This window comes from Streptosporangium sp. CA-135522 (assembly GCF_050949235.1).
Classification (GTDB): domain Bacteria; phylum Actinomycetota; class Actinomycetes; order Streptosporangiales; family Streptosporangiaceae; genus Streptosporangium.
The window spans coordinates 6,923,201-6,935,920 of the sequence record NZ_CP192026.1; the positions used below are offsets into that span (position 1 = coordinate 6,923,201).

Below are 12,720 nucleotides of genomic sequence, written 5' to 3' on the forward strand. Positions count from 1 at the left end.
TTTCTACGACAAAGCAACCGCCTGGTCACACCACACCAAACCCCGCGCCGCTTGACACCCTAAGCACCTGGGATTTCGAGGCTGGTGACGCCGACCCGAGTGGGGCCTAGGGTCGGCCGAATTTCCAACGGATATGCAGGTCATGGGCCCTTCCTAGGTTCGCCCTGGAAAATCCTTCGCCGAAGCTCTGACCAGCATTTCCGCCGCTTTTACGGTGATTACTACCGGGGCCCCTGTTCGCAAATTCGCTACTGTTGCCGCGTGGGTGGCGAAGGGGTGTCCATGAGCGAGCCTGCCGAGGTCCCGCCATTGTGGCGGGTCGGTGATGTCATCGACGGCCGGTACGAGGTGACCCGGGTGCACGAGCACGGCGGGATGGGGCTGGTGTACCGGGTCCGGCATCTGCTGTGGGGCACCGATCTCGCGGTGAAATGCCCCCGCCCGGAGCTGTTCAAGGGCGCGGCCGACCGGGAGCGCTTCGTCACCGAGGCCGAGGTGTGGGTGTCGCTGGGGCTACACCCGAATGTGTGCGCTTGCCACTACGTCCGCACGCTCGGCGGCATTCCCCGGGTGTTCGCCGAGTACGTCGCGGGCGGCAGCCTGCATGACTGGATCGACGACCGCAGGCTGTACGAGGGCACTGAACGCGAGGTGCTCACCCGCATCACGGACTTCGCGATCCAGACCGCGTGGGGCCTCGAGCACGCGCACAGCCGCGGCCTGGTGCACCAGGACATGAAGCCCGCCAACGTCCTGCTCGACGAAGAAGGCACCGCGAAGGTCACCGACTTCGGACTGGCCAGGGCTCGCGCCGTCGCCATGACGATGTCCGCACGCGAGAGCGCGCCCGGCGTCAGCGTGCTGGTCCCCGCCGGTGGCCTGACCCGTGCGTATGCCTCGCCGGAACAGACCTCGGGCGAGTCGCTGGGCCGGCGCACCGACATCTACAGCTTCGCGGTGTCGGTGCTGGAGATGTTCACCGGCGGGATCACCTGGATGGCCGGGCCGATCGCAGGGGAAGCACTCGCGGCGTATCGCGCCGACGGGCCGGGCGAGGCCGGGCTTCCGGCCATGCCCGGCGAACTCGCCGACTTGCTGGAGCGATGCCTGCGCCTCGACCCGGCCGATCGGCCGGGCTCGATGTCCGAGGTCGCCACCGACCTGGCCGAGGTCCATCAGCGGATTTCGGGTGGCCCGTATCCGCGTGCCACCCCGGTGGCGGCCGATCTGCGCGCCGGCGAGCTCAACAACCGGGGAGTGTCGCTGCTCGACCTCGACCGCACGGCCGAGGCTCGGGAGGCGTTCGCGGCGGCGCTGGCGGCGGACCCGCAGCACCTGGAGGCCACCTACAACGCGGGCCTGCACCGGTGGCGCCACGGCGAGGTCACCGACGAAGAACTCATCACCGGCCTCGAAGCGATCCGCACCGACGCCGGGGACCCGTGGCAGGCACGCCATCTGCTCGCTCAGGTACACCTCGAACGCGGCGACCTCACCGCGGCCCGCGCGCTCCTCGGTGAGCTCGGAGACGAGGCCACCGGCGAACCCGAAGTCCAAGCGGCCCTGCGGACCGTCCAATCCGAACAGCTCACCGACGCGCGCTGCGCCGAGGCCAGGGCGATCCCGTGGGCGCTGTTCTGGAATGACGAGCTGACCGAGCCGGATGGCCCGTACAAAAGCGGCCCTTACATCCTCACCAGCCTCACCCCCGACGGTCGGCTGCTGCTGACCGGGGGCCGCGACGGCATGGTGAAGCTGTGGGACCTGCGCAGCGGGGAATGCCTCCAGGCGTTCGAGGCGCACTTCGAGAACGGGCACCGCAAAGAGGTTTGCTCGGTCGCCCTCACCCCGGACGGGCGCTTCGCCGCCTCCACCGGCAAAGACCAGACCTTGCGGCTGTGGGATCTCGGCACCGGCCGCTGTTTGCGCGGGTTCGCCCTCAGGCCGCCGCCCCAGTTCGAATACGCGACCCATCCGGTCGCGCTGAACGCCGACGCGAGCATCGTGCTGGTTTCGAACGCGGACGGGCCGATCCAGATCTGGGACGTCCACAGTGGACAGATCCGGCGGACCCTCGCCGGGCACGCCGGCGGCGTGCGCTCGATCGAACTGACCGCCGACTGCGACTTCCTGCTCTCCACCGGCAAGACCAACGGAGAAGTCCGGTTCTGGGACCTGAGCTCCGGCCGCTACCGGCCGATCCGCGCGGACGACGCCTCGCCGGTCAACGCCAGTTGCCTCGACCCCGCCGGGCGTCTCGCGGTCATCGGTGCCATGGACGGCACGATCAGCCTGTGGGACCTCCGCACCGGCCACTGCCTGCGGACCATGAACGCGCCCGACTGGGTGGAAACCGTGTCGCTGAGTGCCGACGCGCGCTTGGTGCTCTCCGGCTCGCAGGACAAGACGGTCCGGATCTGGGACATCGCCGGCGGGCGATGCCTGCGGACTTTCCGGGGCCACCGCTCCGCGGTGCGGGCGGTCCGGCTCAGCGCGGACGGCCGCTCCGCGATCTCCGCCGGCCAGGACAACGCGGTCCGCCGGTGGGACCTCCCCCTCGACTGGACCGCCGCACCGCAGCTGAGCAAACCACGGCGGCATGCGGAACTGAGCCGGCTCGGCAGCGAGGTCGAGGCACTGGTTTTCGAAGCGGTGCAGGAAATCGCCGCCTCCCGGTACCCGCGCGCGCTCGACGCGCTCACCCGGGCACGGGCGATCCCCGGTTACGAGCGATCGCCTCAGGTGCTCACCGCCTGGCGGGCCTTGGGCCGCCACACGGTCCGCACGGGCCTGCGGGCGGCCTGGCCCACGACGACCTTCTCCGGGCACCGCATCTACGTGGACTCGGTCGTGCTTTCCGCCGACGGCACGATCGCGGTCTCCAGCGGTGGCGACGGGACGATCCGGATCTGGGACGTCGCCAGCGGAGCCTGCGAGCGCGTCCTCGAAGGCCACTCGAGCATGGTGAATGACATCAGCCTGAGCGCCGACACCCAGCGCGTGCTGTCCGCCGGGCACGACGGCAGGCTCCGGCTGTGGCACGCCGGCACCGGTGAGTGCCTGCGCGTCCTGTTCGCGAACACCCACGGCGCGACCTCGGCGCGGTTCTACGACGGCGGGCGACGGGCGCTGGCCGCCGTCGACGCCAGGCTGCAGTTCTGGGATCTGGCCGACGGCCGCCTCCTGCGGACCATCGAGGACTGCGGCCTGGCGCACTCGATTTGGGTCAGCCCGGACGAACGTGTCGCCGCCACGGCCGGTCGAAGCGAGAGAATCATACTGTGGGATCTCGGCCGGCAACGGCGGCTGCGCACCCTGGAGGGGCACGACGACCGGGTGTCGTCGGTGTCCATGAGTGCCGACGGGCGTTTCGTGGTGTCGTGCGGCCGTGGGTGCATCCGGTTGTGGGATGTCGCGTCGGGGGAATGCGTGCGGGTCCTCGAGCACCCCGGCCATCCGCTGAAGGCCCGGCTCAGCACGGACGGGCGCTTCGCGCTTTCGGCCGACAGCGATTCTTTTCTCCGGGTCTGGGATGTCCACAGTGGACAGATGCTGCGTGCCCTAGAAGGACACCAGAGGCGAATAAGGAGCCTCGCGTTCGCCCCCGATGGCAGTTTCGCCTTGTCCGCAGGCAGCGACGGGACCGTCCAGCGCTGGGATTTCGACTGGGAACTGTCGACACGCGAACCAGCGGACTGGGCCGACGGTGCGACCCCCCATCTGGAGCTTTTCCTGGCCCGGCATCGGACCGGCCGGAAAACCGGCGACGCCGACGAGCTGATGGAGCGGCTCCAGGACGCCGGTTTCGGCTGGCTGCGGCCCGAAGGCGTACGGGCGCAGCTCGAACGCCGGGCCACCGGGTGGCTCGGCACGGTTTTGAGCAGGATGTGGAAACGGTGACGCGGTACGCGGAGAGCGTCGCGCCGGCACTGGAGATCGCCCGGATCGAAGCCGCCGGCGGCGCGCTGGTGTTCACCACCGCGGGCGCCGAAGAGGAGATGCGATGACGCGACCGGCCACCATCACGCTGAAGCTCGTCAAGGGCAAGCTCGCCCGCACCGAGTACGTGTTCGACGAGCGGACCACCTGCGTGCTCGGCCGCGCCGAAGACTGCGCGCCGCGGCTGCCGAACGACGGCGACCACCGCACCGTCTCCCGGCATCACTGCCTGCTCGACATCAACCCGCCCGATGCGCGCATCCGCGACTTCGGCAGCCTCAACGGAACCTACGTCAACGATGAAAAGATCGGCCAGCGCGAGGCACACCAGACACCCGAGGAGGCCGCGGCGCTGTCGTTCCCGGAGCACGACCTGGCCGACGGTGACGAGATCCGGATCGGCAAGACGGTCTTCCGGGTCGGCGTCCAGCCCGCCGCGGGCGGTGTGAAGCGCACACTGGAGCTGGCCCGGTGCAAGGTCTGCGACCGGGAAGTGGGCAGCGAGCTCGGCGCTCGGTCCGGTGAGTACGTCTGCGCCGCCTGCCAGGCCAAACCAGCCGCGGTGGCCGAAATACTGCTGAACCTCGCGCACAGCGGGCGCCGCGACCTCGCCCCCATCGCCGGGTACACGATCCTGCGCGAACTCGGCCGCGGCGGGATGGGCGCAGTGTTCCTCGCCCGCCACGAGACCACCGGCGAAGAAGTGGCGCTGAAGGTGATGCTGCCGAAGGTGGCGGCCGGCGCCGAAGTGCACGACCGCTTTCTGCGCGAAGTGGAACTCACCCGGGCACTGCGCCACCCGAACGTCGCCGCTCTGTACGACGCCGGATCCGCCGACGGCGCGTTCTACTTCACCATGGAGTTCTGCGCGGGAGGCAGTCTCGACCAGCTCCTGAACCGCAGGGGTGGGCGGCTCCCGGCCGCGGAGGCCGTCCGCCTCGCGCTGCAGGCACTGGAAGGCGTGGGACATGCGCACGAGCAGGGCGTCGTCCACCGCGATCTCAGTCCCCAGAACATCCTGCTGAGCGGGGCAGCCGACGGCTCACCGGTGGCGAAGGTGGGCGACTTCGGCCTCGCCAAGGCCTTCGACCAGGCCGGCCTGAGCGGCCTGACCCGGACCGGCACGGCCGCGGGCAAACCCTGGTACATGCCCCGCCAGCAGGTCATCAACTTCCGCAACGCCACGCCCGCGGTCGACGTCTGGGCACTCGCCGCCTGTCTCTACCACGCCCTGACCGCCCAGTACCCAAGGGATTTCCCGGCCGGAAGGGACCCCTGGCAGATCGTCCTGCAGTCACAGCCGGTACCGATCCGCCGCCGGGACCCGGGTGTCCCGCAAGCACTGGCCGCCGTCATCGACAAAGCGCTCCAGGAGAAGCCCGCGATCGGCTACCAGAGCGCGGCGGGACTCCACGACGCACTCCGCACCTTGACTCCGTGACCTCACATCGCTCGCGCATGCTGAGGTCCCAGTGGTGCAGGTCCGGGTAGCAGCCGCGGGCCAGGTCCTCGTTCCACCGGTCGGCCGGCAGCGGCCCGGCGTGCGGGTAGCGGACTGTCGGCCACCGTGTGGATCGGCGCCCTGGGCACCACGCCGTGCGTACCCGCCCTCCTGCGCCGCGGCATCCGCGCCGCCGTACGGCCACGGGCCGCGTGACGGCGGACATGGCCGGCTCACCGGCCGGGCGGGAGGGCCTCGCGGATGCGCAGGGCGAAGGACTCGGCCTCGGCGGCGTCGCCGTACCTCGTGCGAGGCCAGAAGAAACCGCGCAGGCCGTCCTTGCGGTTGCGGGGGACGACATGGACGTGAAGATGCGGGACGCTCTGGCTGATCCGGTTGTTCATCGCGACGAACGTGCCGCCCGATTCCAGACCCTGTTCGACGGCGGCGGAGACGGACCGGACCCGCTCGAAGAACGGGCCGACCGCCGGCGTGGGCAGGTCCGCGAGCGTCTCGACGTGGGTCATGGGCGCCACCAGGACGTGTCCCTTGAAGACCGGCCGTGTGTCCAGAAAGGCCACGGCCACGTCGTCGGAGAACACCATGTGACCCGGCTGCTCTCCCGCCGCTATGGCGCAGAACAGGCACCCTCCATCGGCTCCCGCTGACATCACATCAGGATAGGAGCATCGAGGCGGCGGCGTCAGGCCAGGAGGCGGCGGGCCGCGCGGATGACCGCCTCGTCGACCATCCGGCCCCGGGCGTCGGCGACGACTCCGGTGCCGGCGGCCTCGAAACGGGCGATCAGGTCGCGGGCCCGGGCGAGCTCCTCCTCGGCGGGCGTGAAGACCTCGTTGACCACGGGCACCTGGGCTGGATGGATGCAGGCACGCCCCCGGAAGCCCAGGCGTTTCAGAGCGGCGGTGGAGGTGTGCAGGGCATCGAGGTCACGGAAGTCGGTGCTGACGGGAGCCAGGGGCGGGGTGAGCCGGGCCGCCGCGGAGGCCAGGACGACCTGGGAGCGGGCCCAGAGCAGCTCACGCTCGTCGGGGCCGGCCTCGACGCCGAGTTCGGCGCGCAGGTCGGCCTCACCGATCTGCAGCCGCAGGACGCGGGGCGCCCGGGCGATCTGCGGCGCCGCCAGGATCGCGCCGGCGCTCTCCAGCAGCGGGCAGACCGCGATCGAGCCGGCGGGCAGGCCCTCGGCCGCCTCGGCCGCGGTGAGCACGGCGTCCACCTCGACCAGCTCGGCGGCCGACTCCGTCTTGGCCACGCAGACCCCCCGCACTCCCGCCACGGCGACCGCCCTGAGGTCCTCGTGACCCGCCTCGCCGGGATTCACCCGAACGTAGATCTCCGGGCCGCCGGGCTCCAGCTCGCGCAGCCATCCGGCCACGGCGGCGCGGGCCGCGGCCTTGTGCGCGGGCAGGACCGCGTCCTCCAGGTCGACGATCAGGGAGTCGGAGCCCCGGCCGAGTGCCTTGGCGAGCTTGTCGGGCTGGTCACCCGGAACATACAGCGCAGATCGGATCACCGTCCGACCCTAGCGGCACCGCTCACCAGCCCACCTTGGCGGTGCCGGAGATGAGGGATTCGGCGATGACCATCCGCTGGATGTCGTTGGTTCCTTCGCCGATGGCCATCAGGGGCGCGTCGCGGTAGAGGCGCTCGATGACGAACTCCTGGGAGTAGCCGTAGCCGCCGTGGATCCGCATGGCCTCCATGGTGGCTCGCAGCGCGACCTCGGACGCGAAGTATTTGGCCATGGCGGCTTCGGAGTTCACCGGGCCGCTCTCCGAACGGGTCGCCGCCCAATAGGTGAGCAGCCTGGCCGCCTGGATGTCGGTGGCCATGTCGGCGAGCTTGAGCTGGACGGCCTGGAAGTCGGCGATGGGCCGGCCGAAGGCGTGACGCTCGCGCGAGTAGGTCAGCGCCGCGTCGTAGGCGCACTGGGAGAGCCCGACCGCGCGGGCGGCGATGTTGATCCGGCCGAGTTCCAGGGCCGACAGTGCCTGCTGCATGCCCCGTCCCTCGACCCCGCCGAGCAGCCGCGACGCCGGGACGCGAACGTCCTGCAGCACGACCTCGCAGGTCTCGGTGCCCTTGTAGCCGAGTTTGGGCAGGTCCCGGCTGACGGTGTAGCCCGGGGTGCCGGCCTCGACCAGGAGCAGGGACATGCCGCGGTGCGCCGGCTCGGTGACGGAGGTCTTCACCAGGACGGGCATCGGGTCGGCGTGGCGGGCGTTGGTGATCCACGTTTTGGTGCCGTTGATCACGTAGTGGTCGCCGTCGCGGACCGCCCGGGTCTGGATGCCCTGCAGGTCGGTGCCGGCGGCGGGCTCGGTCAGCGCGATGCCGGTACGGCGGGCGCCGGTGGCCAGGTCCGGGAGGTAGGCGGCGCGCTGCTCCTCGGTGCCGTGCCGGGCGATCATCCAGGAGGCCAGCGAATGCGAGCCGAGCACTCCCGCCACGCCCATCCATCCACGCGCGATCTCCTCGAAGACCAGCGCGAACGACACCCGGTCCAGCGCCAGCCCGCCGTACTCCTCGGGGATCGTCATCCCGAACAGCCCCATCTCCGCGAACCGTTCGACGATCTCGGTGGGGTAGCGGCCCGTCCGTTCCCATTCGGAGGCGACCGGCACGATCTCCTTGTCCACGAACTCCCTGAGGGTCCGGCGGAACAGCCGCTGTTCGTCGTTCAGCTCGAAATCCATGGCGGATCCTTTCGAACAGGGGAGACCGGCGGTCGCCCCCATGACCCGGACGCGATCCTCATGCCGTCAGCGGGCCGCTCTTGGCCTGCGGGAAATACTGCTTGTCGTGCGGGGCGTCGCGGCGGTAGACCATCACGGAGCGGCGCCAGGACATGACCTCGTCGCCGTCCTGGTTGAGGCCGCGCGTGCGGCAGGTGACGATCCCGGCGTAGGGCCGCGACCGGGACTCGCGCTTGTCCACCACGATCGACTCGGCGTAGAGGGTGTCGCCCAGGAACACCGGGTGAGTCAGCTTGATCTCATCCCAGCCGAGGTTCATCAGCGCGTTCTGGCTGACGTCGATCACCGAGATGCCCAGGACGATCGCCACGCTCAGCCCCGAATTGACGATGACCTTCCCGACCGGGGCCCGTTCGGCGAAGTGGGCGTTGAAGTGGTTCTGGTTGGTGTTCATCGTCAGCAGGGTGAACCAGGTGTTGTCGGCCTCGCTGATCGTGCGGCCGAGCGGATGCTGGTAGACGTCGCCGACGACGAAGTCCTCGTAGTACCGGCCAAGGCCGGGTTCGTGCACGGTCACGGATCTCTCCCTGAACGACGGAACCTTGACGCTAATAGTCTGATGTTTTGATGGTCAATGGCTTGCTTGGTCGTTTCCAGGAGAGGCCGACCTGCATGGTGAGGTCCGCGATCGGGGCGCGGTCGGGGTCAGCGCACGCTGCCGTCCCACTGCCAGCGCGCCCGCCTGGGCAGTCCGGGAAGCGAGATGCGGCCCGTGCACCACAGGAGGGCGTCCGACGGGCTGTGCCCGGACGGGGCCTCGGGGAACTCGGGGAACTCGGGAAACTCGGGAAAGAGGCGGGCGAGGACGGCGGCGCTCAAGCCGTCGGGCGGAGCCCAGGGCAGGCCGAGGGTACGGGTGATGTCATAGGTGTGGACGGCCAGTTCGGTGATCCCCATGGCGGCGAAGCCGGCGGCGTCGGAGTGGCCCCAAGGGTGCCAGGCACGGACTTGCGCGGTCGTGTCGCGGACGGTTGAGGTGAGGAGGGAAGCGGCGATACGGAGGCCTTCCAGGCAGGCGTGGACGGGTGCGTGAGGGTCGAGTGAGGCGAAGAGGGTGATGTAGCGGTCCGCGGGCCGGGCGATGAGCAGACCCGTGTAGCCGACCAGGCCGAGGGCGAGGTGGTCGAGGGTCTGGCGGCAGGTCCAGTCGAGGTCGCCGGCGGGGCGTGACCAGTCCTGGCCGGCTCCCCTGAGGAGGACGGCCAGGCAGTCATCGGTCGCGGCGGACAGCAGGTCCGGCCATGGACCGGCGCCGACGGCGAGCGTCCGGTTCGGCGAAGGAGGCGGCGGCGCAGGAGACGAGGGACCGGCCGCGGATGCCGGTGCCGCGGTCACCTGCCGCCCGCCGGGTTCTTCAGGACCTCGATCACGCTCGCGTAGCTGTCGGCGCCGTGACCTGCGGCCCTGGCCCGTTCCATGACGCTCTTCAGGAGCTCCGGCAACGCGTTGTCGACACCGCGCGCCGCCGCGGCGTGGATGAGGTGGTCGATCGCCGCGATCTGCACGTCGACGGTGGCGTCGTCACCCGGGTAGCGACCGCCGTCCACCTGGGGCGCGTACGTGGTCAGAAAACCGGCCACGGCGCTCAGCCAGCGGATCGCGACGGGGGTGAAGGCCGTGGCCTCCGTCTTCTCCGCGCCGACCAGCGCGGTGCCGTGCAGCCAGCTGGTCAGGGTGGACCACATCAGGCCGAGCAGGGCGGCGTCGTAGAGGGAGGCCAGACCCGGGTCGGCGCCCAGGTACAGGGGGTCTCCCAGGGTCGCCAGGGTTGACCGGTGGGCTTCGAAAACGGCGTGCGAGCCGCTGTACAGGAACATCATCTCCGGGCTGCCGACGCCCGGCGGGGTGGTCATGATCGCGCCGTCGAGGTAATCGGCGCCGTGCGCCCGAGCCCACGCGGCGACCTCGTGGGCCTGCTCCGGGGAGCCGGAAGTGAGGTTGACCAGGACCTTACCGGCCAGGGCGTCGGAGACGGGGTCGAGGACGGTGTGCAGTGCCTCATAGTCCAGGACGCAGGCGATGGCCAGCGAGCTCGCCGCGATCGCCTCCCGAGGCGTCGCGGCCGGGCGGGCTCCCCTGTCGACCAGCGGCCGGGCCTTGTGCGCCGAGCGGTTCCATACGGTGGTCGGGTGGCCGCGGTCCAGCAGCGTGGTGGCCAGCGCCGAACCCATCGAACCCAGTCCGATGACGGTCACGGCCGCGCGTTCAGAGATCATGCTTCGTCTCCCTACAGATCCGCCTGCGGCGGTTGGTCACGTACGGACCACACTCGCAGCGCACAGCGACCGGAAGAAGTGACAGGAATGACGGTTGGCACCAAATTCCTGCCATACTCTCCAAGCGTGAGCGCTGGTTCCGTCGCGGTGGTCGTAACCGAGGACATAGGCGTCCCCTCGTGGGATCTGTACGAGCTGAGCATCCCCTGCACGGTCTTCGGGAAGCCGCAGCCGGATCTGGCCGACCCCTGGTACGACCTGCGGCTGTGCGGGACGGGAGAGAGACGGCAGGACGGCTCCCCCGCCGAATTCGGACTGGCGCTGCGGACCCGCTACGGGCTCGACGACCTTGTCGGCGCGGACACGGTCATCGTGCCCTCGGTGCCCGACTCCTGCGTCGAGGACGGCAGAGCGCTGCCGCCTGCCCTGATCACGGCCCTGCGCCGTGCCTATGACGCGGGCTCCCGCATGGTCTCCCTGTGCACCGGCGCCTTCGCGCTCGCCGAGGCGGGGCTGCTCGACGGCCGCCGCGCCACCGCCCACTGGATGCACACCGCTCAACTGGCCGAGCGCTACCCGAAGGTGCACGTCGACGACTCGGTGCTGTACGTGGACGACGGCGACGTCCTCACCAGCGCCGGGCTGACCGCGGGGCTCGACCTATGCCTCCATCTGGTCCGCCGTGACCTGGGCGCGCACGTCGCCAACCAACTCGCCCGCCGGATGGTGGTGCCCGCCCACCGGCCGGGCGGCCAGGCGCAGTTCATCGACCTGTCCGTGCCCACCACCGACGACGAAGGCCTGGGTTCCGTGCTGGAATGGGCCCGTGAGCGTCTGGACCAGCCGTTGACGGTCGAGGACATGGCGCGGCAGGCGGCGATGAGCCCGCGGACGTTCTACCGGCGGCTCCAGGCGGCCACCGGGACGACTCCGCTGCAGTGGCTGCTCAACGAGCGTCTGGGCCGGGCACAGGGCCTGCTGGAAACGACGGACCTGCCGATCGAGAAGGTCGGGGAGCTGAGCGGGCTCGGCACGGCGAACAACCTCCGTCACCATTTCCTCAGGCAGGTGGGGGTGTCGCCGAGCGACTACCGGCGGGCCTTCCCCCGGGGGATGCCGGGATCCTCGTCGGTGATCCACCGAGCTCAGGTCCGGGGTTCCACACTGGGGTAATAGGCGGTCCGGAGGCTGCCCAGGTGTGTCAGGGCGGCCCGCCGCGCCCCCTCGGCGTCGCTCGCCTCGACGTGGCGCAGGATGTCGCGATGCTCGCGGTCGATGCCGTCGAGCGCGGCCCGCGGGGCGTGCTCGCGGACGAAGCGACCCTCCAGCACCTCGAAGACGGGCCGGGCGACGATCTCCAGCAGCGGGTTGCCCGCCGCGCGGAGCAGGACGACATGGAAGTCGCGGTTGGGCTCGAAGACCTCACCGGGCTCCCGGCCGCTCGCCCCCTCGACGCAGTCGTGCAGGCGCTCCAAGTCCGGTCCGGTACGGCGCAGCGCGGCCAGGCCCGCAGCGGGCACCTCCAGGAGCTCGCGAATCTCCATCAGCTGGTCGATGCCCACCCGCATCAGGTCGAAGCTGGTCTCCAGGTAGGCGCTGATGTGGTCGGGGTCGGGATGGGCGACGAAGCTGCCGCCGGTCACCCCGCGGACGGTCCTGATCAGGTTCTGGCTGGCCAGCAGGCGCAGCGCCTCGCGGACCGTGCTGCGGCTCACGCCGTACCGGGCGCACAGGTCGGGTTCGATCGGCAGCCTGTCACCGGGTTGGAACTCCCCGGAGACGATCCGGTGGCGCAGGTCGGCCGCGAGTGCCTGATAGGCGGTCACAACCAGCGATCGTAGGCGACGGCGCCCGGCTTTCCACCCCGTCGATCCGGCCGGGACGCCGGAGCGGGAGTGAGGACGTGCGGCCGTCAGGCAGGCGTCCCCGCAGGAACGTCGCGGCGATCTGGACCAGCCGGGTGGGGAACTCCACGGCCGCCGGCCGCACCTCGCCGGGCGGGATCTGACCGTCGTCGGAGGTACGGCCGGCGCCATAGGGGTTGCCCGCTCGGAACCGGACGGGGTCGGCGTAGCCGGGCGGCACGATGATGCGCCCCCAGTGGTAGAAGGTGTTGTTCATTGCGGGAACCGCGCTCTCCGGTCCTCCGTGAAACGTCGCGGCCGCGATGAACGACGACGCGACCTCGTTGATCGGTTCTCCCTGGGCGCGTCTCCGCCCCGGCCTTCTCCGGCCGTCGCAGCGGCCTTGGCCAGGGCGAAGATCGTTCCGGTAACCGAGTGGCAGATGACGGCGAGGTTGACGACCGGCTCGGTCACGGCCTCACGTCCTCTCTCTTGTTCTGCGG

10 protein-coding genes are annotated in these 12,720 nt (G+C 70.5%); 3 read left to right on the forward strand and 7 right to left on the reverse strand.

Features of this window, described 5'->3' with window-relative positions; translation table 11 throughout:
• Nucleotides 1–282: 282 nt before the first annotated feature.
• Together ACQPYK_RS33070 and ACQPYK_RS33075 are read left to right on the forward strand one after the other, a co-directional pair.
• Complete coding sequence (locus ACQPYK_RS33070) at nucleotides 283–3,900, forward strand: protein kinase domain-containing protein (RefSeq protein WP_433239652.1); 3,618 nt, start codon at nucleotides 283–285, stop codon at nucleotides 3,898–3,900.
• A 103-nt stretch (nucleotides 3,901–4,003) separates the two neighbouring features.
• On the forward strand, nucleotides 4,004–5,380 hold the full coding sequence (locus tag ACQPYK_RS33075) for a protein kinase domain-containing protein (protein WP_433239655.1): 1,377 nt from the start codon (nucleotides 4,004–4,006) through the stop codon (nucleotides 5,378–5,380).
• Nucleotides 5,381–5,613: 233 nt separating this feature from the next.
• On the opposite strand, the gene ACQPYK_RS33080 is transcribed toward ACQPYK_RS33075, so the two are convergent.
• The 6 genes from ACQPYK_RS33080 to ACQPYK_RS33105 all read right to left on the reverse strand — a co-directional run bounded on the left by ACQPYK_RS33080 (nucleotide 5,614) and on the right by ACQPYK_RS33105 (nucleotide 10,373).
• The gene (locus tag ACQPYK_RS33080; protein ID WP_433239658.1) at nucleotides 5,614–6,051 is read right to left on the reverse strand and encodes an HIT family protein; all 438 of its coding nucleotides are present in this window, start codon (nucleotides 6,049–6,051) and stop codon (nucleotides 5,614–5,616) included.
• Between the two features lie 32 nt (nucleotides 6,052–6,083).
• Entirely contained in the window at nucleotides 6,084–6,914 is an 831-nt protein-coding gene (locus ACQPYK_RS33085; protein WP_433239661.1) for an HpcH/HpaI aldolase/citrate lyase family protein, read from the reverse strand.
• Between the two features lie 22 nt (nucleotides 6,915–6,936).
• Nucleotides 6,937–8,097, reverse strand: a complete 1,161-nt coding sequence (locus ACQPYK_RS33090; protein ID WP_433239664.1) for an acyl-CoA dehydrogenase family protein — start codon at nucleotides 8,095–8,097, stop codon at nucleotides 6,937–6,939.
• A 58-nt stretch (nucleotides 8,098–8,155) separates the two neighbouring features.
• Nucleotides 8,156–8,674, reverse strand: a complete 519-nt coding sequence (locus ACQPYK_RS33095; protein ID WP_433239667.1) for a MaoC family dehydratase — start codon at nucleotides 8,672–8,674, stop codon at nucleotides 8,156–8,158.
• A 128-nt stretch (nucleotides 8,675–8,802) separates the two neighbouring features.
• Nucleotides 8,803–9,492 (reverse strand): maleylpyruvate isomerase N-terminal domain-containing protein, encoded by a 690-nt coding sequence (locus ACQPYK_RS33100; RefSeq protein ID WP_433239670.1) that lies wholly within the window; start codon nucleotides 9,490–9,492, stop codon nucleotides 8,803–8,805.
• Nucleotides 9,489–10,373, reverse strand: coding sequence for an NAD(P)-dependent oxidoreductase (locus tag ACQPYK_RS33105; protein ID WP_433239672.1), 885 nt, complete (start codon nucleotides 10,371–10,373; stop codon nucleotides 9,489–9,491). Before ACQPYK_RS33105 ends, ACQPYK_RS33100 begins: the two co-directional genes overlap by 4 nt.
• A gap of 147 nt (nucleotides 10,374–10,520) precedes the next feature.
• On the opposite strand from ACQPYK_RS33105, the gene ACQPYK_RS33110 reads away from it, so the two are divergent.
• Nucleotides 10,521–11,546, forward strand: a complete 1,026-nt coding sequence (locus tag ACQPYK_RS33110; RefSeq protein WP_433258985.1) for a GlxA family transcriptional regulator — start codon at nucleotides 10,521–10,523, stop codon at nucleotides 11,544–11,546.
• On the opposite strand, the gene ACQPYK_RS33115 is transcribed toward ACQPYK_RS33110, so the two are convergent.
• Nucleotides 11,519–12,199, reverse strand: a complete 681-nt coding sequence (locus ACQPYK_RS33115) for a FadR/GntR family transcriptional regulator (RefSeq protein ID WP_433239674.1) — start codon at nucleotides 12,197–12,199, stop codon at nucleotides 11,519–11,521. The two genes, ACQPYK_RS33110 and ACQPYK_RS33115, sit on opposite strands and share 28 nt — an antisense overlap.
• Between the last annotated feature and the right edge of the window lie 521 nt (nucleotides 12,200–12,720).